Annotated in this window: 23 protein-coding genes and 2 pseudogenes; 8 read left to right on the plus strand and 17 right to left on the minus strand. The window is 62.9% G+C overall.

Annotated features, from left to right (window positions below; all coding sequences use genetic code 11):
* Nucleotides 1–197: 197 nt before the first annotated feature.
* Both BMY52_RS12510 and BMY52_RS12515 read left to right on the plus strand, forming a co-directional pair.
* Entirely contained in the window at nt 198–1346 is a 1149-nt protein-coding gene (locus BMY52_RS12510) for an MFS transporter (RefSeq protein WP_090254925.1), read from the plus strand.
* A 100-nt stretch (nt 1347–1446) separates the two neighbouring features.
* The gene (locus BMY52_RS12515; RefSeq protein ID WP_090254926.1) at nt 1447–2676 is read left to right on the plus strand and encodes a bifunctional alpha/beta hydrolase/OsmC family protein; all 1230 of its coding nucleotides are present in this window, start codon (nt 1447–1449) and stop codon (nt 2674–2676) included.
* 87 nt (nt 2677–2763) lie between these two features.
* Here the strand turns inward: BMY52_RS12515 and infA are convergent, their stop codons facing one another.
* The 5 genes from infA to BMY52_RS12540 all read right to left on the minus strand — a co-directional run bounded on the left by infA (nt 2764) and on the right by BMY52_RS12540 (nt 7072).
* Nucleotides 2764–2988 carry a translation initiation factor IF-1 gene (gene infA, locus BMY52_RS12520; RefSeq protein ID WP_025280272.1) on the minus strand — a complete coding sequence of 75 codons (225 nt, stop codon included), beginning with the start codon at nt 2986–2988 and terminating at the stop codon, nt 2764–2766.
* Between the two features lie 395 nt (nt 2989–3383).
* A complete protein-coding gene (locus BMY52_RS12525) occupies nt 3384–4250 on the minus strand; it encodes a DUF2726 domain-containing protein (protein WP_090254928.1) in 867 nt (288 codons plus the stop codon).
* 218 nt (nt 4251–4468) lie between these two features.
* Nucleotides 4469–5641 (minus strand): 8-amino-7-oxononanoate synthase, encoded by a 1173-nt coding sequence (gene bioF, locus BMY52_RS12530; RefSeq protein ID WP_090254930.1) that lies wholly within the window; start codon nt 5639–5641, stop codon nt 4469–4471.
* Nucleotides 5638–6621 (minus strand): biotin synthase BioB, encoded by a 984-nt coding sequence (gene bioB / locus BMY52_RS12535; RefSeq protein ID WP_090254932.1) that lies wholly within the window; start codon nt 6619–6621, stop codon nt 5638–5640. Before bioB ends, bioF begins: the two co-directional genes overlap by 4 nt.
* The gene (locus BMY52_RS12540) at nt 6614–7072 is read right to left on the minus strand and encodes a hypothetical protein (protein WP_090254933.1); all 459 of its coding nucleotides are present in this window, start codon (nt 7070–7072) and stop codon (nt 6614–6616) included. Before BMY52_RS12540 ends, bioB begins: the two co-directional genes overlap by 8 nt.
* A 125-nt stretch (nt 7073–7197) precedes the next feature.
* On the opposite strand from BMY52_RS12540, the gene BMY52_RS12545 reads away from it, so the two are divergent.
* Nucleotides 7198–7992, plus strand: a complete 795-nt coding sequence (locus BMY52_RS12545; RefSeq protein ID WP_090254935.1) for a double zinc ribbon domain-containing protein — start codon at nt 7198–7200, stop codon at nt 7990–7992.
* Here BMY52_RS12545 and ubiA read toward each other — a convergent pair.
* A complete protein-coding gene (ubiA, locus tag BMY52_RS12550; RefSeq protein WP_245740847.1) occupies nt 7907–8809 on the minus strand; it encodes a 4-hydroxybenzoate octaprenyltransferase in 903 nt (300 codons plus the stop codon). The genes BMY52_RS12545 and ubiA overlap by 86 nt on opposite strands.
* A 127-nt stretch (nt 8810–8936) precedes the next feature.
* Here ubiA and BMY52_RS15740 point away from each other — a divergent pair.
* Nucleotides 8937–9113, plus strand: a pseudogene (locus BMY52_RS15740) (VTT domain-containing protein); the annotation flags it as partial.
* A 56-nt stretch (nt 9114–9169) separates the two neighbouring features.
* Here BMY52_RS15740 and BMY52_RS16030 read toward each other — a convergent pair.
* Both BMY52_RS16030 and BMY52_RS12565 read right to left on the minus strand, forming a co-directional pair.
* The gene (locus BMY52_RS16030) at nt 9170–9457 is read right to left on the minus strand and encodes a type II toxin-antitoxin system RelE/ParE family toxin (RefSeq protein WP_090254939.1); all 288 of its coding nucleotides are present in this window, start codon (nt 9455–9457) and stop codon (nt 9170–9172) included.
* A complete protein-coding gene (locus BMY52_RS12565; protein WP_090254941.1) occupies nt 9454–9720 on the minus strand; it encodes a CopG family ribbon-helix-helix protein in 267 nt (88 codons plus the stop codon). The genes BMY52_RS16030 and BMY52_RS12565 overlap by 4 nt, the downstream gene beginning before the upstream one ends.
* 210 nt (nt 9721–9930) lie before the next feature.
* Between BMY52_RS12565 and BMY52_RS12570 the strand changes: the two genes are divergently transcribed.
* Nucleotides 9931–10170 (plus strand): addiction module protein, encoded by a 240-nt coding sequence (locus BMY52_RS12570; RefSeq protein WP_090254943.1) that lies wholly within the window; start codon nt 9931–9933, stop codon nt 10168–10170.
* A 91-nt stretch (nt 10171–10261) separates the two neighbouring features.
* Here BMY52_RS12570 and BMY52_RS12575 read toward each other — a convergent pair.
* Nucleotides 10262–10492, minus strand: a pseudogene (locus BMY52_RS12575) (methyl-accepting chemotaxis protein); the annotation flags it as partial.
* 226 nt (nt 10493–10718) lie between these two features.
* Here BMY52_RS12575 and gorA point away from each other — a divergent pair.
* Both gorA and BMY52_RS12585 read left to right on the plus strand, forming a co-directional pair.
* Entirely contained in the window at nt 10719–12065 is a 1347-nt protein-coding gene (gene gorA, locus BMY52_RS12580; protein ID WP_090254946.1) for a glutathione-disulfide reductase, read from the plus strand.
* Between the two features lie 31 nt (nt 12066–12096).
* Entirely contained in the window at nt 12097–12651 is a 555-nt protein-coding gene (locus BMY52_RS12585; RefSeq protein ID WP_090254947.1) for a gamma carbonic anhydrase family protein, read from the plus strand.
* A 435-nt stretch (nt 12652–13086) separates the two neighbouring features.
* Here BMY52_RS12585 and BMY52_RS12590 read toward each other — a convergent pair whose 3' ends face one another.
* The 3 genes from BMY52_RS12590 to hemB all read right to left on the minus strand — a co-directional run bounded on the left by BMY52_RS12590 (nt 13087) and on the right by hemB (nt 15684).
* Nucleotides 13087–13746, minus strand: a complete 660-nt coding sequence (locus tag BMY52_RS12590; RefSeq protein WP_090254949.1) for a YiaD family glycine zipper/OmpA-like lipoprotein — start codon at nt 13744–13746, stop codon at nt 13087–13089.
* A gap of 111 nt (nt 13747–13857) precedes the next feature.
* A complete protein-coding gene (aroE, locus tag BMY52_RS12595) occupies nt 13858–14670 on the minus strand; it encodes a shikimate dehydrogenase (RefSeq protein WP_090255021.1) in 813 nt (270 codons plus the stop codon).
* A gap of 12 nt (nt 14671–14682) precedes the next feature.
* Nucleotides 14683–15684 carry a porphobilinogen synthase gene (gene hemB, locus BMY52_RS12600; RefSeq protein WP_090254951.1) on the minus strand — a complete coding sequence of 334 codons (1002 nt, stop codon included), beginning with the start codon at nt 15682–15684 and terminating at the stop codon, nt 14683–14685.
* 171 nt (nt 15685–15855) lie between these two features.
* On the opposite strand from hemB, the gene BMY52_RS12605 reads away from it, so the two are divergent.
* Nucleotides 15856–16521, plus strand: coding sequence for an alpha/beta hydrolase (locus BMY52_RS12605; protein WP_090254953.1), 666 nt, complete (start codon nt 15856–15858; stop codon nt 16519–16521).
* On the opposite strand, the gene BMY52_RS12610 is transcribed toward BMY52_RS12605, so the two are convergent.
* From BMY52_RS12610 to argH, 5 genes are all read right to left on the minus strand, one after another.
* Nucleotides 16508–19279, minus strand: coding sequence for a sensor histidine kinase (locus tag BMY52_RS12610; RefSeq protein WP_090254955.1), 2772 nt, complete (start codon nt 19277–19279; stop codon nt 16508–16510). The two genes, BMY52_RS12605 and BMY52_RS12610, sit on opposite strands and share 14 nt — an antisense overlap.
* Nucleotides 19276–19521 (minus strand): hypothetical protein, encoded by a 246-nt coding sequence (locus tag BMY52_RS12615; RefSeq protein ID WP_143050477.1) that lies wholly within the window; start codon nt 19519–19521, stop codon nt 19276–19278. Before BMY52_RS12615 ends, BMY52_RS12610 begins: the two co-directional genes overlap by 4 nt.
* Before the next feature lie 59 nt (nt 19522–19580).
* On the minus strand, nt 19581–21722 hold the full coding sequence (locus tag BMY52_RS12620) for a 3'-5' exonuclease (RefSeq protein WP_090254959.1): 2142 nt from the start codon (nt 21720–21722) through the stop codon (nt 19581–19583).
* Between the two features lie 45 nt (nt 21723–21767).
* Nucleotides 21768–22148, minus strand: a complete 381-nt coding sequence (locus BMY52_RS12625; protein ID WP_090254961.1) for a response regulator transcription factor — start codon at nt 22146–22148, stop codon at nt 21768–21770.
* Between the two features lie 251 nt (nt 22149–22399).
* Nucleotides 22400–23800, minus strand: a complete 1401-nt coding sequence (argH, locus tag BMY52_RS12630; protein WP_090254963.1) for an argininosuccinate lyase — start codon at nt 23798–23800, stop codon at nt 22400–22402.
* Between the last annotated feature and the right edge of the window lie 27 nt (nt 23801–23827).

Genomic DNA, 23827 nt, shown 5'->3' on the forward strand with positions numbered 1-23827 from the left:
GATTGACTTGCTATGAGTGTCGCATAGCCACGAAGACATGCAAGCCACTTGCGTGAGGAGACCCGAGGACATCGACGCGAGCGTCAGATCAAGCCGAGTCAGTTCGGGTATCATGGTCACTCGAATGACCGCTTGCTGGCCCTTCAACCCTTCCTGTCTCCCGCCCGGCAACCGGGCATCGCTTCGGGGAATTCGCATTGCCTGCCCGTCATCTTGCCATCGTGCTGTATTGCGCGATCCTGGTTTTTTCCACCCTGTATGCCCCGCAGCCGCTGCTGCCGGTGCTTGCCGATGCCTTCGTGGTGAGCGAAGCCCGGGTCTCGCTCCTGATCACCGTGGCACTGCTGCCCCTGGCAATCGCACCCATTGCCTATGGTTTCCTGCTACAACGCTTTTCGGCTCGACGCCTGCTGATCACGGCCACCTGGCTGCTGGCCGCCACCCAGGCCCTGGCCTTCTTCGTCACCAGTTTTGAGTGGCTGCTGGTGTTGCGCCTGGCACAGGGGCTGATCATCCCGGCCATGCTCACCTCGCTGATGACTTACCTGGGTGCCAGCGCCCAGCCGGGCCAAGTGGCACGCGTCATGGCCCTGTACATCGCCGGCAGCGTCATGGGGGGTTTTTTAGGCCGTATGACCTCCGGGCTGATCTCCACCCACCTGGGCTGGCGCTGGTCATTCCTGTGCCTGGCCGGCGCCATTGCCCTGTGTGCGCTGCTGCTGCAGCGACTGCGCAACGACCCGCCAGCCAATTTTCAGCGGCTGGAGCTGGGCGCCATCATGAAGGTCCTGCGCGAACCCACCTATCTACGCCTTTACCTGGTGGTCTTCTGCGCCTTCGGAGCCTTTGCTTCCCTGCTGAACTTCCTGCCGTTCCGTCTGGTGGAACTGGGCACGGGCCTGAATGAGACGGGTATCGCCCTGATGTACGCCGGTTACCTCATGGGTGTGGTCACCTCCCTGGTCTCGCTGCGTCTGTCGGACTACATTGGTGGCACGGTGAACACCATGATCCTGGGCACGGTGGTATTCCTGGCCGCCCTGTTGTTCTTCACCGGCAGCGCGGTTTGGGTAATGTTCCTGGGCATGTTCGTGCTCTGTGCCGGCATGTTCCTGATCCACTCGCTGGCCCCCGGCGTACTCAATCGGGGGAATCATGAGCAGCGGGGGGTGGTCAATGGGTTGTACATTGCCTTTTACTACGCAGGAGGCGCCACCGGTTCGTTTCTGCCGGGGTACCTCTATCACGGGCTGGGCTGGCATGCCTACCTGGGATCACTGGCGGTGATCGTGGGGCTGGGGGCCTGGCTGCTATGGGGACTCAAGGGGAACCTGATATATGGGTGAGAACAAAAAAGAAGTAAAGCGATGCGATGCGATGCACCAACATCTGGGCGTATCACCCGCCCGGTAGCAACCCCACTCACTCTTCCCGGAGACGCCCGACATGCCAGAACACAACCCCCGCATCCGCTTTCCCGGCTCCCAGGGGGTCGAGCTCTCTGCCCGCCTGGACATGCCCGAGGGACCACCCCGGGCCTTTGCCCTCTTTGCACACTGCTTCAGCTGTACCAAGGACATCCTGGCGGCGGTACGCCTGAGCTCTGCCTTGCGTGCCCACGGCATCGCCCTGCTGCGATTCGATTTCACCGGGCTGGGCAACAGCCAGGGCGACTTTGCCAACACCAATTTCAGTTCCAATCTGGAAGACCTGCGCCGGGCGGCCGACTACCTGCGCCGGGAATACCAGGCGCCGCAATTGCTCATTGGTCACAGCCTGGGCGGAGCGGCCGTGCTGGCTATGGCGGAGGATGTGCCCGAGGTGCGCGCCGTGGCCACCATCAACGCCCCCAGCGACGTGGTCCACGTGACCCATCTGTTCGGCGATGACAACCTGGAGACCATTCGGGAGCAAGGGGAATCCGAGGTCAATCTGGCGGGCCAGCGGTTCCGGATTCAGCGGCAGTTCCTGGAGGATCTGGACAACCACAAGGTGCTGGATCAGGTGGCAAAACTGCGCCGGCCCCTGATGATCTTTCATTCCCCTCAGGACAAGATCGTGTCCATCGACCACGCCGCACAGATCTACCGGGCTGCGAAGCACCCCAAGAGCTTCGTGTCCCTGGATAACGTGGACCACATGCTCTCCCGCCCCGCGGATTCCAACTACGTGGCGGCCCTGCTCAGTGCCTGGGCCGAGCGCTTTCTGGACCCGCCGGAACGGGAGGAATCAGGGGATCACGAGCGCGGCGTGCTGGTGGCGGAAAACGGTGTGGGTCCCTACGCACAGACCGTCGAGATCGGCCCCCACCGGATCACCGCAGACGAACCCGAGTCCACGGGTGGTAAGGATCAGGGCCCCGCCCCCTACGAGTTCCTCATGGCGGGCTTGGGGGCCTGCACCAGTATGACGCTACGCATGTACGCGCAGCGTAAGGAATTACCCCTGGAGCACGTCTCGGTGCGCCTGCGGCATCGCAAGGTGGAAGAGGAGAACGAGGACGGCGGCAAGCCTGCTCAGAGGGACCAGTTCGAGCGCGAGATCACCCTGGATGGGGACCTCACGGACGATCAGCGCAGGCGGCTGCTGCAGATTGCCGATCGCTGCCCGGTCCACCGCACCCTGGAGTCCACTGTGCGGATCCAGACGCGGCTGGGGGATGAAGAGCTGGAATGAAGTCCTGGGTCCCCCCTGTGATGGGGGGAACTCAGCGCGGGCAAAGCGGCGGGGCGCATCAGCGCTCGCGACCGCAGCGCCGATCAATCAATGCTTGTAACGGTAGCTGATGCGACCCTTGGTGAGGTCGTAGGGGGACATTTCCAGCTTGACCTTGTCGCCGCTGACCACGCGGATGCGGTAGCGACGCATCTTGCCGGAGGCGTAGGCCTGAACATGGACGCCATTGTCCAGTTCCACCTTGAAACGCTGATCGGGCATCACGTCAGTGACGGTGCCTTCCATTTCGATGAGATCTTCTTTATTGGACATGGTTGTACCTCGCACGCATGGGAATGGGGAATTGCAGTCCATTCCCGGGGCTTATGATGAAGTGAATCGGTGTGTCGACCAGACAGCCAGGGCCGAGACGTTATTCGGGCTGCTTCCGTTGATGCAGATTGGCGGGAACCCAGCCGGTGATCACCGGTGAGGCCGCAACCCCGGATCGTCAGTGCAGGATGGTACGCGGGCTGCCGGGCGTGGTCCCTTGATGGGATCGGATACGTTCGGCTAGTCCACGCCCTGAGTGGCCGATAATTTCTTGAAGTCGCGCACAGTATACATGAATCGTCAAGGTGTTTCAGGGGCTTGCTATGGATCGATGACGGCCCCCGTGGAAAACCCGGGACGCCGGGGAGGCGTCCGCGGGTCATGAAGGATGGCCTTCAGGCACTGCTGCCGGGCGAGCTCACCGGGCCGCTCTGGGGCTTGGCTGGCTCATCGGTCTTGCCGGCCGTTTTGGCCGGTTCACCGGCCGGGGCCGCGGCAGCACCCTGCCCTGCCGGAGTCTCTGGCGGCTTGGCTTCAGCCTTTACCTCTGGTTTGGTTTCAGGCTTGGGCTCTGACTTGGGCTCGGGTTTGCTTTCGGGCTTGGCAGTTGAGGGCGCCGCTGCCTTGGAGGGTGCGGGGCGGCCGGTGGGGCCGGACTTCGCGGCAGCCTTTTTAGCCTGGGCAGCCTTTTTCTCCTCGGCAGCCTTCCTTCTCTGCTCTTCGGCCCGGGCCTTGCGCGCCTTGGCTTCCTCGGCCCGGTCGGCCACGGCCTTGATGGCGTCTTCCACCGCCGTTTTTGCCTTGGCGGCCGTAATCGGCTGATCGATGCGGATCACTCCCAGGGGCAGTTCGATGTGGGCGCAAACCTCTTCCAGGAAGTCGTCCGGGTCGTGCACCAAACCCTTACGCTGAGCACTGCGACAACGAATCGCGCACACCACGTCAAAGCTGTCCTTCTTGCAAAGCACAAAGTCGAAGGTTTCATCATCGATGCGCTTCTGGGCCGTTTGTTTCAGGGGCTGATCGGGTGTGGGCTTGACCGCGATAACTTCGCTGGCCAGGAGATTGGGATAGATACGGTGATCGTTGGCAAAGCTTTCCTCAAGGGCCTTGAGAACTTCAACTTCCTTGGGGGAAAACAGCTTATCTTCCCGCTCATAGGCACCGGAATTGGGCGGTGGCAGATCCACCCGGGCACGATACTGCGTGTAAAACACGATCGCCGCCCCGGCGAACACCAGCATGATCAATACTTCCGCCATAGCAACATCCCTCCGTCGGATTGAATTGAAATCCGGGCAAGGGTCCGGTTGTATTCGGGCTACGGGCCACTTCCCGGTAACAAAATCTGACCGGCCAGAAAAAGAAAGCACAGTCGCCCGATTTTGTAGGCCGTGGAGGAGGTATTACAAGCCAATTAATAGGGTTTTTTGAGGGATATCGGGTCTTGGGCCCTTGCAATGCCCCGACCAACGATGTTTCAGGCGGTGCCAACCAGCCCTGCCAGGGCCTGCAACAGGCGGTCCACCTGGGCTCTGGAATGCGTCGCGCTGAGGGTGACACGCAGCCGTGCGCGGCCCTGGGGAACTGTGGGGGGGCGAATGGCCGGCACCAGCAACCCCTGTTGAAGTAGGGCATCGCTCCACTGCAGGGCCTTCTCCGAGGCCCCGACCACGATGGGTTGAATGGGCGTGGTGCTCTCCATGAGTTCAAGGCCCAACTGCCCTACCCCATCACGAAAATGCTCCACCAGGGCCCGCAAATGACGCCGGCGTTCGGGTTCTTGTTGCACGATGTGCAGCGAGGCTCGGGTAGCCTCGGCCACGGCGGCGGGCATGGCGGTGGTATAGATATAGGTGCGTGCTGACTGGATCAGGGTTTCGATCAGATCATCAGGGCCGGCCACGAAGGCACCCGATGTACCCAGCGCCTTGCCCAGGGTGCCCATGAGGATGGGCACCTGGGCCTGGGTGAGCCCCAGATATTCCAGGGTGCCTGCCCCCTGCTGGCCCAGTACACCGATACCATGGGCATCGTCGGCCATCAGCCAGCAGCCATGGGTATCGGCCAGCGAGGCCAGGGTCTCCAGCGGCGCCAGGTTGCCATCCATGGAGAACACCGCATCGGTGCTGATGAGGGTATCACGATCATCGTCCAGCCTGACGGTCCTGCCCAGACGACGAGCAAGATCCCCGGCGTCGGCATGACGATAGCGGCTGAGCCGGGCGCCACTGATCATGGCGGCGTCGATCAGCGAAGCGTGATTGAGGCGGTCCTCGAACAATCGATCACCCCGGCGCAGCAGGGCCTGGGCCACGCCCAGATTGGCCATGTAGCCGGTGGAAAAGAGCAACGCCCGATCCCGGCCGGTAAAGGCGGCCAGCTCATCTTCCAGGGCATGATGAGCCCGGGTATGGCCATTCACCAGGTGAGCCGCGCCAGCGCCCACGCCATAGGTATCGGCCCCCCGCCGGAGGGCCTGAATCACCTGTGGATGGTTGGCCAGGCCCAGGTAATCGTTACTGCAAAAGGCCAGCACCGACCGGCCGTCGATCCTCTGCTCCGGCTGCTGGGGCCCCTCCAGGATGCGCCGCGACCGGTACCGGTGCTCGCTGCGCAGGGCCTGCAGAGGTACCTTGAGATCCCGGGTCACGCGACCTGGGTTTCGTCGCCCGCCTTGTGCTCCACCTCCAGGGTGTTCACACCCAGACGACGGAAGAGCTGCTGGTCGTGGTTTTCCGTGGCATTGGCGGTGGTGAGCAGTTTCTCGCCGTAAAAGATGGAGTTGGCGCCGGCAAAGAAGCACAGGGCCTGCATCTCGTCACTCATCTCGCTGCGGCCGGCGGACAGGCGCACATGGGAGGTGGGCATGACGATCCGGGCCACGGCCACCACCCGCACGAACTCCAGCGGATCCACCGGCTCGGCGTTGGCCATGGGGGTGCCCTCCACCGGCACCAGATTATTGATGGGCACGGATTCCGGATGGCGCGGCAGGTTGGCCAGTTGCTGCAGCAGACTGGCCCGATCGCGACGGGACTCGCCCATACCCAGGATGCCGCCGGAACAGACGTTGATCCCGGCCTCACGCACATGGGTCAGGGTATCCAGGCGATCCTGATAGGTGCGGGTGGTGATCACCTCGCCGTAATACTCCGGAGAGGTATCCAGGTTGTGATTGTAGTAGTCCAGGCCGGAGTCCTTGAGGCGTTTGGCCTGCATCTCGGTGAGCATGCCCAGGGTCATGCAGGTCTCCAGGCCCATCTCCCGCACGCCCCGCACCATCTCGATCACCCGCTCCAGGTTCTTGTCCGTGGGGTTGCGCCAGGCGGCCCCCATGCAGAAGCGTGTGGCCCCCTCGTCCTTGGCCTTGCGGGCCTCGGCCAGCACCTCTTCCACCGGCAGCAGTCGCTCACGCTCCACATCGGCGTCGTTGTGGGCGCTCTGGGAGCAATAGCCACAGTCCTCGGAACAGGCGCCGGTCTTGATGGAGAGCAGGCGGCTCACCTGCACCTGGTTGGGATCGAAATGGGCCCGGTGAAGAGTATGGGCCTCGAACAGCAGGTCATTGAAGGGACGATCCAGCAGGGTGAGGATCTCGTCCACCGTCCAGTCGTGACGGGTTTCAGCCATGGTCAGGCTCCTTGGGAATCTCGACGTCTTGCCAATGCTCCCGGTTGATCCGGATGATGTCGCGGATCGACCAGGGAATGATGATGAGTGCGGCCACCAGCCAGTAGATCCGGAAATAGAAGATCTCGGGCGGGAAGAAGGTGCCGATGACAATCAGCGCCCCCATGAAGGCGTAGTAGCGATAAGCCGCCTGCTGGGTGTAATACCCCACCCGCTCATCCGGGTGGTGCCGATTCAGGGCATATACCAGCATGGAGCCACCGAACCACAGCACCAGGGGCACAATCCCCATGATGGCCGCGATGATGGTGGCCACGCCCACCTCACCGGTCACCAGGAACAGGGGCACACCGGCCACGGTGACGGCAATGATGGTGCCATAGTTGAACAGCTTGGCCGATCCGGCACAGGCACGCGCTGATACATGGCGGGTGGCGGCGGGCTGGGACATACTTGAACACCTAAGGACGACGGCCAGCCCGTTCAGTCGCTGGCACCCCAAGGGGTACGTCGGTAACGGGCAAACCGAGAATATACCTCAACCCATAGCGAGGTGACAGGGAAGTGAATCGACTGATGGCCGGTGCGCGGCGCCTGGGCGCTGCCTGGATCGAGCGAATCTACCCGCCCGTGTGCCTGTTGTGCGGGGCCCCTGGGCACGAGGGGATGGATCTTTGCGGGCCGTGTGCCGCGGAATTGCCGCGCCCGAGCGGCCCATGCCCCCGTTGCGGGCTGCCCCTGATGGGTGATGCAAGCCACCTGTGCGGCCATTGTCTGAGCCATCCCCCCGCCTTTGATCGCACCTGGGCAGCCCTCACCTACGTCTGGCCGGTGGATGATCTGGTGGGGCGCTTCAAGTTCCAAGGCCGTCTTAACCAAGGGCGGCTGCTGGGCGAACTCATGGCCCGGGAACTGGGGCCCCGGGTGACACGCCCTGATTGTGTGATCCCCGTGCCGCTGCATGCTCATCGGCTACGGGAGCGGGGCTTCAACCAGGCGCTGGAACTGGCGCGCCCGCTCAGCCGCGCCCTGAACTGCCCGCTGGAGATCCTTGCGGTGCGTCGGGTCCGCGCCACGCCGCCCCAGCAGACGCTGTCCGCGAAACACCGTCAACGCAATCTGCGGGGCGCGTTCCATGTGGCTGAAGGGTTTGCGCCGGCCCACGTGGCCCTGGTGGATGATGTCATGACCACCGGATCCACCCTGGACGAACTGGCCGGCGTGCTGAAGACCCGCGGCGTACAGCGGGTGGATGTATGGGTGCTGGCGCGGGTGCCCGACCCGGCTAGAGGACACCCCGAACCAGATAATCCAGTGCAATCCCGGCAAACACCACCACCCCGAACCAGTTGTTGTTCAAAAAGGCCTTGAAACAACCCTTGGGGTCCCGGTCATGGATCAGATACTGCTGATAGATGGCCAGGCCGGACGCCGCCACCAGGCTGAGGGTGAAGATCATGCCCAGTTCCGCCTGCCTGCCCACCAGCACCAGGGCCACCAGCACCAGCAACTGCAGCAGACCGATGATGCTTCGATCCGACTCCCCGAACAGGATGGCGCTGGATTTCACACCGATCTTGAGATCATCAGGGCGGTCCACCATGGCATACATGGTGTCGTAGGCGGTGGCCCACAGGATGGTGGCCAGAAAAAGCAGCCAGGCCAGGGGGGGAGGGAAGATGCCGGTCTGGGCAGCGAAGGCCATGGGTACCGCCCAGCCGAAGGCCGCGCCCAGGTGTACCTGGGGCAGGTGATGGAATCGCTTCATGAAGGGATAGGTGCCCGCCAGCAACACTGCCACCACGGACAGGGCAATGGTCAGCGGGTTCATCAGCAACACCAGGCCAAAGGCGATGATGGAGAGCACCACCGCCACCCCCACGGCCTCGGTGGGGCTGATCTGCCCCGTAGCCAGAGGGCGATCCCGGGTGCGGGTGACACGCCCGTCGATATGTCGATCGGCGAAGTCATTCATGGCGCAGCCGGCGGCCCGCATCAGCGCCACGCCCGCCACGAAGACGAACAGCACCAGGAGATCGGGAACCCCCTCTGCAGCGATCCACAGGGCCCAGAGCGTGGGCCACAGCAGCAGCAGCGTGCCCACGGGGCGATGCAGCCGCGTGAGTAGGGCATAGTGGATCAGCCGGCCTCGCAGGCCCCCATTGGATGATGCGGTCTCGGTATTCACGGGCGTCGACGCATATCGGGTCAGTGGCAGTCGGTGGCCAAGTGTAGCAAAGCCCGGCCGCCCTTTGCGGCCCAGCTCTGGATGCTGTGCAAACTACTTTGTCTGGTCGCGCAGCTCCTGGCCGCCGTGGCGCTTCGTGGCCTTCACCCGCTTGGTCCCGCTGCTCCCTTTCAATCTGTTCAACTACGCGCTCGGCCTGACCCGAATCCCCTTGCTGCGCTACGTAGCGGCCACGCTGGTCTGCATGATCCCCGGGGCACTGGCGTATGTGTGGATCGGCCATGCTGGGGCACAGGCGATCGCTGCACTCACCAGCCAATAACGAGCGCAGCGAATAATTTGTCCGTGTGAAGCGCCTTGTTATAAATTCCTTTCATTCTCTTTGTTGTGCCAAATCCTTAATATATAGATCATTTCATCAGCTATAAGGTAACGTATTGTATACCTGCTTATATAAAGATCGCGTATTAGCTCCGGGTCGGATGCTTTCAAAACGGGTAGACCAATTTTTGGAAATTGCTTCAGCTTATCGATACCTTCTTGTAAATCTATCGCAATTCGACGGGCTGCGAACGGATTTTTAACCTCTACAAATTCCACCATTCTGCAGAGATCATCGACCGATTCCGGCGAGTACCTTATTTTCATGATTTAGGTGGCGATTTTCGATTATTGGTGCCCCAGCTATTCAGCCAAGCATTCACCTCCTCTTCATCAATAGATTTACCTGCCTTGATGGATTCAAGCGCTTCGAGGGTATCCTGCCACCTTGAATCCTCCAGGGATTGCCTCGCAATAAATTCTTTAATAGCTTGATTTATAAGATAATTCTTACTCCTGTCAAGCTTTTTGGAAAGAACCTCCAAGGGTTTTTCCACGTCGTCAGCAATTCGAATACTCGTAACACCCATGACGCCCACTCCCAGTGTAGTGATATGTAATACATATTAGTGCAGCCAGGGCATCATGGCTAGACGAATTTATAACGTTTGGGTTAACCGGGGCCGCCACTGAGTCAGTCCGGCTTTACCGGCCCGGAGCTTCTCGGGGGCCAGTTTAACCCATTGTTAGGGGCGGCGAGGGGCAGTAGAATTTCGATGGTAGCTATTTCTGGAGGTCCTATGACCGCTGAACCGTTACAGCGCGTGCGCTCCGAAGCCCTGGCACTTTCGGAAGCTGAACGGGCGGAATTGGCCCATGATTTGATCAAGAGCCTCGATGCGCCCCGTGACAATGGGGTCGAGGATGCCTGGGAGCGTGAGATTTCTCGTCGAATCGGTGAGATCGATTCAGGGCAGGCTGAGCTGGTGGAGCGGTCAGAATTTCGTAGGCGTATCCGCGAAAGAATTGAGCGCGGATAGTGTTCCGGTTGCGAGTTCTCCGCCAGGCCTGGACGGCTTACACCTTGAATCGCCCCACCAGCACCTGTAGCTCCGCCGCCAACCGTGCCAGCTCGTCGCTGGCTCCGGCGATCTGACCGGCTCCGGAGGCGTTCCGAGCCACTTCCTGAACCGTGGCCGTCATTTCGTTCATGGCCGTGGCCACCTGGTCCGTCTCGGAATGCTGGCGTCTCACCTGCCCCTGGGTTTCTTCCGTCGTCGCCGAGAGCTGCTCGGCTGCCGTGGCCACCTGGGTTGAGGCCCCCGCGATCTGCTTCACCATCTGGTGGATCCTGTCCACGAAGGCGATGCGCCTGCGCCCACCATGAGCAGAACGAGCAGGATGAGCCCGATCAAGCGGGCACGGATCGTCGTATCCTCTAGAATTTTCATGGGGATTCCAGTTCAGGGGTTGGGGCCTTTTCCCTATTTTAGACCTTTGGTCCGTATCCGATGATCGTCGATCAGGCTGTTAAGATGAGACGGAGAGAAATCCTCTGCCTATTTTCGCTGCAAGGGAGCCCCCCCCCATGAACGACCATTACGATTTGATTGCCATCGGCGCCGGTAGCGGCGGCCTGTCCGTGGTGGAGCGCGCGGCCCGTTACGGGGCCCGCTGCGCCGTGGTGGAATCGGGGCCCCTGGGCGGCACCTGCGTGAATGTGGGCTGCGTGCCCAAGAAGGTGATGTGGTATGCCGCCGACATGGCCCATCGGCTGGATGACGCTCCGGGCTACGGCTTCAAGCTGGCCCGGGAGGGCTTTGACTGGAGCGAATTGGTGGGTGCCCGGGATGCCTATATCGAGGGTATCAACACCTGGTATCACACCTATCTTGCGGACTCGGGGGTGGACGAGATCCCAGGCCGCGCCCGTTTCGTGGACGCCCACACCCTGGAGGTGGATGGCCGGCGGGTGAGCGCGGATCACGTGGTGATCGCCGTGGGTGGTCAGCCCAGCGTGCCGGATATCCCGGGGGCCGAACTGGGCATCACCTCCGATGGATTTTTCCAGCTCAAGAGTCAGCCACGGCGCGTGGCCGTCATCGGGGCAGGGTACATCGCCGTGGAACTGGCGGGCATGCTACGCGCCCTGGGTTCGGAGGTGTCCATGTACCTGCGCCGCGAGACCCTGCTGCGCCCCTTTGACCCCATGCTGCGGGACACACTGATGGAGCAGATGCTGGCCGACGGGGTGAATCTCTTCCCCAGCACCCAGGTGGGGCGGCTCATCGCCCACCCGGACAGCGTGGAGCTATTCTGCGACCAGGGCGAATGCCGCGGGGTCTTCGATCAGGTGATCTGGGCCACCGGCCGAAGCCCGGCCACGGACGACCTGAACCTGCACAATACCGGCATTCAACCCGACGATCAGGGGTATATCCCCACGGATCTCTACCAGAACACCTCGGTGGAGGGCGTGTATGCCATTGGTGACGTGACGGGGCGGGCCCAGTTGACACCGGTGGCCATCGCCGCCGGCCGACGCCTGGCAGACCGGCTCTTCGGTGGCCAGACGGACCGACATCTGAGCTATGAGACCATCCCCTCGGTGATCTTCACCCACCCGCCCATCGGCACCGTGGGCCTGACCGAGGAGGAGGCGAGGGCGGCCCATGGTGAGGCGGTGAAGGTCTATTCCACACGATTCACCTCCATGTATCACACCATGACCACTCATAAGGTGGCTACGGCCATGAAGCTGGTGACCGTGGGGGCGCAGGAGAAGGTGGTGGGCGTGCACATCATCGGCCCCGAGGCCGACGAGATGCTGCAGGGTTTTGCCGTGGCCGTGCGCATGGGGGCCACCAAGCGCGACCTGGATGATACAGTGGCCCTGCATCCCACCAGCGCGGAGGAGTTGGTGACCATGAAGTGAACTGTTCAAGCCCCGCGACAGGAGCCCTCTCATGATCCGAAGCTTTGAAGGCCATACCCCCCAGATCGATCCCTCCGCCTGGGTGGACGACAGCGCCCTGGTACTGGGAGACGTGGTCCTGGGTGCGGACAGCTCCGTGTGGCCCGTGTGCGTGCTGCGCGGGGACGTGAACCGCATCCGTATCGGCGAATGCAGCAACATCCAGGATGGCAGCGTGCTGCATGTCACCCATGACGGCCCCTATACCCCTGGTGGTCAGGATCTGGCAGTGGGTAACGAGGTCACTGTGGGCCACAACGTCACCCTGCACGCCTGCCACATCCATGACCGGGTGCTGATCGGTATGGGCAGCGTGGTGATGGACGGGGCGATCATCGCCTCGGACGTGATTCTGGCCGCCGGCAGCCTGGTGTCGCCGGGCAAGGTACTGGATTCGGGGTATCTTTGGCGAGGCAGGCCGGCACAGCGGGTGCGCCCCCTCACCCAGGAAGAACGGGACCATCTGCGCTATTCGGCCGAGCATTATGTGCGCCTGAAGTTACGGCACGAGGGGCAGGGAAGGCCACCGGAAGGGATGGAGGTCTGAGCAGGGTCGGGCCCTTGTTGCCAGCCTCACCACCCTCACCCCAACCCCTCTCCCGCCAGCGGGAGAGGGGCTAGAAGTCCTGCCTCTCCATCCTCGGGAGAGGGGTTAGAAGTCCTCCCTCTCCATCCTCGGGAGAGGGGCTAGAAGTCCTCCCTCTCCATCCTCGGGAGAGGGGCTAGAAGTCCTCCCTCTCCATCCTCGGGAGAGGGGTTAGAAGTCCTCCCTCTCCATCCTCGGGGGAGGGGTTAGAAGTCCTCCCTCTCCATCCTCGGGGGAGGGGTTAGAAGTCCTGCCTCTCGATCCTCGGGGGAGGGGCTAGAAGTCCTCCCTCTCCATCCTCGGGAGAGAGGACTATGAGCTCCCTTCTCCCCTCGGGGGAGAAGGGTCGGGGATGAGGGGGAACGGCGGGCACGATCCTCCCTCGGATGGCACGGATCACTGGGTCAGGGGGATGAAGGTCAGTTCCACGCGTCGGTTCTGAGCGCGACCCTGAGGCGTGTGGTTGTCCGCCACCGGACGATGCGGACCAAAACCGATGGTGTCCAGCCGTACCGGCGACACCCCCTGACTTTGCAGATAGCGGGCCACGCTGCGGGCACGCCGTTCGGACAGGTCCATGTTGTACTCCACACTCCCGGTACTGTCTGTGTGGCCAGCCACTTCCAGGGCGGTCTGGTCGAATTCCTGGGCCACCTTGGCCACGGAATTGAGCACGTCATAAAACCGGGACTTCACCTCGTCACGGTTCACATCGAAGGTGACGTTACCCGGCATGTTCAACACCACGTTATCTCCCACCCGGGTCACGCTCACACCGGTACCATCCAGTTCGCGGCGCAGCTCCTGTTCCTGGCGGTCCATGTAGTTGCCCACGGCGGCACCCGCCAGGGCGCCAATGCCGGCACCGACCATGGCCCGCTTGGTGCGGTCGCGGCGGGTGGTGAGATTGCCCACCAGGGCACCAGCCACCGCCCCGATGGCCGCGCCCTTGGTGGAGGCACTGACCTTGTCCTCACGGGTATAAGGATCAATGGTGGTGCAGCCGGCCAGGGCCACCAGGGCCGCCACGGCAATGATCAGTAATGGATGACGCATGAAATACTCCCGTGCAATGCTCGATCAGGAGGCGGACCATCAAGGGCACGCCCCGGGTGTGTCAGTAAGTAACCGCCTGGACACCAGGCTACGACAGGCCTTATGAACCCATCATGAACGGGGACGCAGGGCCTCCATGACCGGGGCAGTGCGTGGGCGCTGACCGCGCCAGATGGCGAAGGCCTCGGCCGCCTGCTCCACCAGCATGCCCAGGCCATCCCGCGTCCAGGCCGCCCCCTGTGCATTGCCCCAGCGCACGAATGCGGTAGGGGTGTCGCCGTACATCATGTCATAACAACCGGCACCGGGGGCCAGCAGGCCGGCGGGCAGGGGAGGGGTTTCATCGGAAAGCCCGGCGGCCGTGCCGTTGATGATCAGATCATAGGATTCAACCGCGAGTGCCCCCAGCCCGCCGCCGGAAACCGGCCCCAGATCGGCAAAATCCCGTGCCAGGGCCTGGGCCTTGGCGGCGGTGCGATTGGCAATATGCAGCCGTGCCGGCCCCTCGGCCAACAGGGGGGCCAGCACACCTCGCACCGCCCCTCCGGCCCCCAGCAACAGGATACGGCTGCCGGCCAGAGGGGTAGGCTGGCGCTTCAGATCCGCCACCAGCCCAAGGCCATCGGTGTTGTCCCCGTTGAGCCCGTCGGCGGTCACCGTGAGGGTGTTCACGGCACCGGCCCGCCGGGCCCGGTCGGTCAGGGTATCGGCCAGCTCGAAGGCCTCGTGCTTGAAGGGCACGGTGACACTGAACCCCCGATACCCGGCGTCCACCAGTCGGCGCACCGTGCCGGAAAAGTCATCCTCCGGCGCCAGCACCGCCTCGTAGACCATGTCCTGACCGGTCTGCCGGGCGAACAGGGTATGGATCTGCGGTGACTTGCTGTGACCGATGGGGTGTCCGATGACGGCGTAATGATCCATGGGCATGGCGGATCAGTCCATCCACTCCAGTGCCTGACGGGCGTAATAGGTGAGGATGCCATCGGCGCCCGCGCGCTTCATGCAGGCCAGCGCCTCCAGCACACAGGCCCGCTCATCGATCCAGCCATTCTGGCCGGCGGCCTTGAGCATGGCGTACTCGCCGCTCACGTGATACGCAAACGTGGGCACGCCGAAGGTCTCCTTCACACGGCGGACGATGTCCAGATAGGGCATACCGGGCTTGATCATCACCATGTCGGCCCCTTCCTCCAGATCCATGGCCACTTCCTGCAGGGCCTCATCGGAGTTGTGGGGGTCCATCTGGTAGGTGTACTTGTTGCCGGCCCCCAGGTTGGCTGCCGATCCCACGGCATCACGGAAGGGACCGTAGAAGCTGGAGGCATACTTGGCGGAATAGGCCAGGATCCGGGTATGGATGTGACCGCCTTCCTCCAGGGCCTCGCGAATGGCGCCGATGCGGCCATCCATCATGTCGGAGGGGGCCACCACGTCAGCGCCGGCCTCGGCGTGGGACAAGGCCTGCTGGGTGAGCACGTCCACGGTCTCGTCGTTTAGCACGTAGCCGGTCTCGTCGATCAACCCATCCTGGCCATGGGTGGTGAAGGGGTCCAGGGCCACGTCGGTGATCACACCGATCTCGGGCACGGCGTCCTTGAGAGCGCGCACGGCGGTCTGGGCCAGCCCATTGGGGTTGTAGGCCTCGGCGGCATCCTCGCTCTTCTTCTCCATGGGCACCACGGGGAACAGGGCCATGGCCGGAATGCCCAGGCGGGCACTGACCTTGGCCTCTTCGATGAGCAGGTCGATGGACAGCCGCTCCACGCCGGGCATGGACGGCACGGGTTCACGCTGACCCTGGCCTTCCAGGACAAACACCGGGTAGATGAAATCGTTGGGCGTGACCATGCTCTCCTGCATCAAACGGCGGGAGAAGTCATCGCGCCGCATGCGACGGGGTCGAACCAGGGGATAGTAGCCTTTGAACTGGGACATTGATCACTCCACGCCTTGATCGGCTGTCTTGGGATGGGTTCAAAAGGGGCTCAGGATAGCCGATTTGTCCCGGCGGGGCACGGCGTGAGGTCACGCCGAAGTCGCGGCCCGGGCTGTTGCCACCGAGGGGGTGGCTCCCATCGCGATGACAAACCGGATATCCTTGCCCCCATGAATACACATCCCTTCGAATCCGTCATCGTCGATACCGGCGAGAACCCGAAAACCTGCGTCATCTGGCTGCACGGCCTGGGGGCCGATGGCCATGATTTTGAGCCCATCGTACCCGAAATGCAGTTGCCGCCCGGCAAGCCGGTCCGCTTCATCTTTCCCCATGCACCGGTGCGGCGGGTCACCATCAACAATGGCATGCCCATGCGAGCGTGGTACGACTTCCGGGAACTGGCCCCGGGCGAGGGCGAGGACCACGGTCAGGTCGGAGAGGGGGTGGCCGCTGTTCAGGGCCTGCTCACCGAGGCGCGTCGCCATTATGACACGGTGCTGCTGGGTGGCTTTTCCCAGGGAGGCGCCATGGCCCTGCTGACCGGCCTGGTGGAAGGCCCGGCCCCGGATGCAGTCTTCGGACTGTCCACCTATCTGCCCGATGCCGCCAAGGCGGGCCTGAACCTGTCCCCGCGGGCGGCCGGCCTGCCGGTGTTCATGGCCCATGGCAGCTTTGACCCCGTGATCCCGCCAGACTTTGGTCGCCGCACCAGCGAGGCCCTGCGGGCCATGGGGGTGAAACTGCAATGGCACGAATACCCCATGCCCCACAGCGTCTGCGCCGATGAGATCCGCGACCTGAGTCAGTGGATGGGGCCGTTCATTCAGGCTTAGCGGGCTTCGTTTCCTGTGCTGCCGGGCCATCCAGCGGTGGCAGGTTGAAGGCGAAGGTGGCGCCAGCCCCTGGCTGGCTATCCACCCAGATACGCCCGCCCAGGTGCTGGATGATGTTCTTGCAGATGGCCAGCCCCAGGCCCGTTCCTTCGGGCTTTTCGGTGAGGGCATCCCCCACCTGCCGGAATTTCTCGAACAGGGTGGCCAGATCCTCGGTGGGGATGCCGGGTCCATTGTCCTCCACTTCGACCTTGACGCCTCCTTCCTCCAGGGGCGTGAGCCTCAGGGTCACGCGCCCGGTGTGGGAGGGGGTGAACTTCACCGCATTGGACAGCAGGTTGATGATGACCTGCATGAGGCGGTCCCGGTCCGTGTCCATGGGCACCGGGTGATCGGGCAGATCCAGTTGCAGGTCCACTGCCTTGGTCTTGAAGAGTTGGGATGAGGCCGTGGCGGCATCGCTCAAGATCTCCACCAGATCGTAACGGCGGATGTACCAGCGCATGGCCCCGGATTCCAGCTTGGCCAGGTCCAGCACCTGATTGATCAGCCGGGTGAGACGCTCGCTCTCACTGATGATGATACCCAGGAATTCCTGGCGCTTGTCCGGGTCCAGATCCCGGTTGTCGTAGAGGATCTCGGTGAAGGAGCGGATGGAGGTCAGCGGCGTGCGCAGTTCATGGGTGACCGTGGAAATGAAATCATCCTTCATCCGATCCAGTTGCTTGAGTTGCTCGTTGGCCGCGCGCAACTCCCGGGTGGCGGTTTCCAGTTCCCGTGACTTGGCCTCCAGTTGCTGGCTGTAGGCGATCACCTGGCTGGCCTCATCCAGAATCTCCATCACCTCTTCCAGGCTGACCACGTCCCCCTTGGCCACATTGGAGACCATCACCCGCGCTGAAGCAGCGCCGATGGAGCCGGCCAACATGTGTTCACACAACTGGATGAGATCGGAGTCCGCCTCGCGCATCCGCGCCAGATCCAGACCTCGACCACGGGCATAGTGTTCAAAGGCCCTGCGGGCCCGCTCCTCACCCACAAAGCGCTTGAGCAGGTCGAACAGATCATCCACCGTGGCCGTGCCGCGCCAGAACCGGGAGATGCCATAACGCTCGGCCGATAGCCGGAAGACATCCACGAACAGGTTAGCCTGGATGCGCTCCATGGTGTTCTGTTGCGTCAACAGGGAGACGGTGACATAAGCCCCCAGGTTCACCAGCATCGACCAGACCAGGGAATGCGTGATCTGATGCAACCCGGAAAGCCCGAACAGCGCATAGGGTTTGAGCAGTTCGATGCCCCAGGGCCCTTGAGTGATGAACGTGGCGGGCAGCCATCCGGCCTGGACGAAGGACGGTAGCAGCAGCGTGTACAACCAGATCACGAACCCCGCCATCAGGCCCGCCAGGGCGCCCTTGCGTGTCGCCCCTTTCCAGAAAATGCCCCCGATCAGGGCCGGAGCAAACTGGGCCACGGCACAAAACGACACCAGCCCCATGCTGACCAACCCCACCATGTCACTGGTCACGCGCACATAGGTGTAACCCAGCAGGATGCCGATGAGGATGGCGCCACGGCGGATATACAGCAGCAACCGGGTGAGATCCCGACGTCGCTCCAGTCCCAGCCAGCGGATGCGCAGCAGGGCCGGCATCACCAGGTCGTTGCACAGCATGGTGGCCAGGGCCACGGTCTCCACGATGATCATGGCCGTGGCCGCCGACAAGCCACCCAGGAAGACAATCAGGGCCAGTAGCTGCATATCCTGGGACAAGGGCAGGGCCAGCACGAAGTTATCCGGGTTCATCTCGCCATCTCCCAATACCAGCACGCCGGCAAAAGCGATGGGCAACACGAACAGGTTGATGAGGAACAGATACAGGGGGAACAACCAGGCCGCCTTGCGCACGTGGCTTTCGTCCACGTTTTCCACCACCGCCACCTGGAATTGTCGTGGCAGCACCAGAACCACCACCATGGCCAGCAGGGTGAAGGCGATCCAGTTGCCATAATCGGAGAGTTCCCCCACGTGGAAGAGCTCGACGAGCTGGGGATGGGCCGCTGCCTGACTGAACAGATCCCCCACACCGCCGAAGATCACGAAGGTGATCACCAGCCCCGCCAGCAGGAAGGCCACCAGCTTGACCACGGACTCGAAGGCAATGGCGGCCACCATGCCCGAGTGATGCTCCGAGGCGTCGATGTGGCGGGTACCGAAGAGGATGGCGAAGGCCGCCAGGATCAGGGCCACATAGAAGGCGTTATCAGCGTAGAAGGGCACGGTGTGGGCCAATTGCGAGGCCGCCACGTCAGGATAACTGACCATGACATGAAAGGTGTCGGACACCGCCCTGAGCTGCAGGGCGATATACGGGACCAACCCCACCAGGGCGATGATGGTGACCAGGCCACCCAGCAGCTGGCTCTTGCCATAGCGGGAGGCCACGAAATCGGCGATCGAAGTGATCCGGTTGACCTTGGAGATGCGCACCATCTTGCGTAGCACGATCCAGAACAGGGCGGCCATGAGGGTGGGACCCAAATAGATGGGCAGGTAGTGAATCCCGCCCTCGGCGGCCAGCCCGACGCTCCCGTAGAAGGTCCAGGAGGTGCAGTAAACAGCGATGGAAAGGGCATAGACATAGGGGCTATTGATGATGCTGCGCCCCTGATCCGAGCGCTTGTCTCCCCAGTAGGCAATCCCGAAGAGAATCAGCAGATACCCCAGGGAAACGCCAATGACCAACCCGATGTTCACGGCTCACGCCCCGGATCATGGGGGCGGTGATCCCCCGGCTCCTCATGGGATGAGCGGGCCACGATCAGCACGACCAGAACGATGAGCGCCAGCCAGGCCCCATAGAGATAAAAGAACAACGCCGGGATACCCAGGACAAAACCGTCCAGATCAAAGACGACCAGCAGGGGAGGGAAGAAGAGGGCAAGTCCTAGCATGAAGGCCGCTACATAGCGCTCGCGAGCACCGCTGGGCGGGGTCATGCGCGGATTCCGCTTGCCGTTCGCCGTCTTGCCAGACAGCGGCACGCGGGCCATGGCGGTCAGGCCCCCGCCGCCGAGCCGCTGCTGTTCTGATGGGTGATGCTGCGCTCACGCTGGCGCAGCTGGGCGGCCATGTTGGATGAACGCATGACCTCGCCGAAGGTCTTGAAGCCCTGGGATTGAAGCCGTTCCACCAGAGTCACCAACAGGTGGGCGGTGGCGATGGCGTCGCCCAGGGCCGTGTGTCGGCCGGTGATCTGTATCCCATAACGTTCGATCAGGGCGTCCAGGGAGTGGTCCTCGTCTTCGTCCTCCACCATCACCGACAGCAGCAGGGTGTCCAGCACCGGGTTGTCGAAGCTGACACCGCAGCGCTTCTCCTTCAGGCTGATGAATTTCATGTCAAAGGCGGCATTGTGGGCCACCATCACAGCCTCGCCCACGAAGGTCTTGAACTGGGGCAGCACCTCGGTGATGGGGGGCTTGCCCTCCACCTGCTCATCGGTGATGCCGTGGAAACGGATCGAAGCGGGGGGAATGGGGCGGCCGGGATGGATCAGACGCTCGAAGGTCTCCCCACTGAGTACACGCCCCTTGACCACGCGCACCCCGGCAATGGAGATGATTTCGTCCCCGCCCATGGGGTCCAGACCGGTCATCTCACAGTCGAAGACCACGAAGGTGAGTTCGTCCAGGGGTGTGGCGGCCAGCTCCGGATCCCCCTCGTGTTCGCGCATCAGACCAAAGTCATAGAATTCCGGACGCGGCGGCAGACGGTCGCCCTCGGGCAGGAACTGGGGCCGCTTGGGCGCGATCATGGGCAGGCGCAGCAGGGATTCCCCATTACGGCCGCATTCCTGGCTCCACAGCTCGATACCGTGGCGCTCCAGGACTTCGCGGATGGACTGATGGGCCAGTTCCTCGCCGCAGGAGCTGTCCAGCCAATTGTCCAGGGCGCTGGCCGGCACCGGAGGGCCTTCCCAGGAAAAGTCCATGTAGACGCGTCGATCTCCCAGCAGGGTTTCCACATAGAAGGTGTTCGCCCGGGAGAAACGCACCAGATGACGCAACAGTCGGTCGATCACCTGCACCAGCGAGAGACTGTCTCCCTGGATCCACAAGGGCTGTCCCACCGCCACCAGTTTCACCTCGGGCAGGTCTTCCAGACGCCGGGCCACGCAGTTGACCAGGTCGGTGCTCAGGAGGTCCGACATGGGGTAACGCCCCAGGGCGTGGCCACGGAACACATCGGCCAGTGCCTCCAGGTGCAGGCTCAGTTCCTCGCTCTCGGTGCGCAACACATGATCGAACTGACGGCGTTTCTCATCGGGCATCTCCGGATGGGCCTCGATGGTCTCGGCCGCGGCGCGCAGATTGGCCACCCCACCGCGCAGATCCACCGTCAGGGCGCGGCGCACCGCATCCACCTGGGTCATCATCTCCAACTCGCTGGAGATGTCCACCAGGGTGATCAGATAGGCGCTGGTGTTGCCGTCCGGATCCAGGATCAGTGACATGCGCCCCTGCAGCATGCGGGTGGCGCTGACATCAGTGCATACAAAGGAGGCGGAGAGATCCTCACCACTGCCTTCGGCATCGCGGCGGCGCCACTCCAGTCGATCCAGGGTGTGCATCACCGGTGCACGGGAGATGACCTGAAACAGGGGCCGCCCCAGGCCCACCGCCTCCGGAGTCTCCAGAATGGAGACAGCAGACTGATTGTAGAGCAGCATCTGGTGATTGCGGTTGCACACCAGCACCCCCTCGGTAAGGCCCTGCAGGATCACCTCGAGCCAGCTTTTCTGCTCATTGATCTGGGCCGTGGCGGTGGCCATGGCGCTGCGCACCTCGCGCCGGGAACTGCGCAGGGAGAGGGCCAGGGAACGCACCGACTCGGGCAGGTCACCCAGGGCATGATGAGGCGGAGTGGCCACCTCGGTGTCGGCATTGCGGGATTCCAGCAGTGCCCGCACATCACGGCTGATACGCCGTGCGGGGCGGAACACCAGGCGACGCACCATGAACCAGACCAGGTACACAGGCACTGCGAATGCAAGCGCCCCAACCAGCGGAGGCCCCAACCACACGCGGGGGAACTGACCCTGCCCGACGGCCTCCCAATTGAATACGGTGACCAGGGCGGCATAGGCGAAAACCACCAGGCAGGCAAAGAGCAGGGCGATGAGGGTACGTTTATCCACAGGACCGTTTGCCTGGCTCGGATGCGGGTGCGTGGAACGCCCGGATCAGGCGCCACCTCCGGGCATGTAATCGCGGACCCGCGCTACCACCTCACGGGTGGAAAAGGGCTTGGTGATGTAATCATCAGCCCCCATGGCCAGCCCCTTCTCCTTCTCGATCTGCCGACCCTTGGCGGTGAGCATCAGAATGCGCACATCCTTCCATTCCGGATTGGCGCGGATGGTCTGGCAGACATCATATCCGTCCCGCTTGGGCAGCATGACATCCAGCAGGATCACCTGAGGGGGGCGCTCGCGCACCGCCTCCAGGGCCGTCTCGCCATCCCGGGCGACACGCACGTCGAAACCTGCCTCTTTCATCAAAAATTCCAGTGAGAGGACGATATTGGGCTCATCATCCACCACCAGTACGGATTGGGGTGCCATCTCCTCCTCCTTATATCCTCACCAGGCCGTTCGTCTCGATTCTGCCCATCAACCCTGGAGTCGGTGGGTGGGGGCCATTCAAGGGCCGCCCTGGGTGGACGAATCGACGTGTTTTGGTGTCTTGTCTTCTGGCGCGCGGGACTGAACCCGATGGTCTATTAACCTCTGGCTATAAGGTCAAAATAGCACAGCCGAAGGGGAGCGTCATGACAGGAACACACCCGGGCGTACTTTTCATGGCCTCGCGGCGCTCAGACCCCGGAGGCCAGACGGGCGCGGGCCTCACGGATACGCTCACGGACCTGGACCGGCGCAGTGCCGCCATGCAGGTTGCGGGCAGCCACCGAACCCTGCAGGGTCAGCACCTGGAACACATCATCCTGAATCATGGAGGAAAATTGTTGCAGCTCCTCCAGGCCCATCTGGGACAGGTCACGCCCGGTTTCCACCCCCAGGCGCACGGCGCGGCCCACCACCTCGTGGGCATCGCGGAAGGCCATCCCCTTGCTCACCAGATAATCGGCCAGATCGGTGGCGGTGGCAAAGCCGCCCCGGGCGGCGGCTTCCATGGCTTCGGCACGCACCTGAATGTGGGGCACCATGTCGGCGAAGGCGCGCAGGCTTCCAGCCAGGGTATCCACGGTGTCGAACAGGGGCTCCTTGTCTTCCTGATTGTCCTTGTTATAGGCCAGTGGCTGGGCTTTCATCAGGGTCAGCATGGCCACCAGATTGCCGTTCACCCGGCCGGTCTTGCCGCGCACCAGTTCCGGAACATCCGGGTTCTTCTTCTGGGGCATGATGGATGACCCGGTGCAAAAACGGTCGGGCAGGTCCACGAAACCGAACTGGGCACTGGCCCAGAGAATCAGTTCCTCGGAGAACCGTGACAGGTGGGTCATGATCAGCGCCCCGGCGGCGCAGAACTCGATGGCGAAATCCCGATCGCTGACCGCATCCAGGGAGTTGTCGGATATCCGTTCGAACCCGAGGAGTTCAGCGGTGTAGTGACGATCCAGGGGGTAGGGGGTGCCGGCCAGGGCGGCCGAGCCCAGGGGCATGACGTTCACCCGCCGCCGGCAGTCCACCAGCCGGGCATGATCCCGCTCCAGCATCTCGAACCAGGCCATCATGTGATGGCCGAAAGTCACCGGCTGGGCCGTTTGCAGGTGGGTGAAGCCGGGCATGACGGTCTGAGCCTCACGCTCGGCCAGATCCAGCAGGCCCTGTTGGAGACGACGGATCTCGGCCAGGATGCCGTCGATGGCCTCGCGCAGGTAGAGGCGGATGTCGGTGGCCACCTGATCATTGCGGGAGCGCCCGGTGTGCAGCTTCTTGCCCACATCCCCGATGCGCTCGATCAGGCGGGCCTCCACGTTCATGTGGACGTCCTCCAGGCTCACGGACCAGTGAAAATCGCCGGCCTCGATCTGCGCCAGGATCTCCCCCAGACCCTGCTGGATCTGTTCGCATTCCGCGTCGCTGATCACCCCCACCCGGGCGAGCATGCGCGCATGGGCGCGCGAACCCTCGATATCGTGCCGGTAAAGGCGCTGATCAAAGCCCACCGAGGCGGTAAATGCCTCCACGAATTGATCGGTGGGCTCGGAAAAACGTCCGCCCCAGAGTTTGTCTTGTGCTGGCTTTTCGCTCATGGGTCATGCATGCCTTTGGGTCATTGG

This window comes from Ectothiorhodospira marina, assembly GCF_900109495.1.
Classification (GTDB): domain Bacteria; phylum Pseudomonadota; class Gammaproteobacteria; order Ectothiorhodospirales; family Ectothiorhodospiraceae; genus Ectothiorhodospira; species Ectothiorhodospira marina.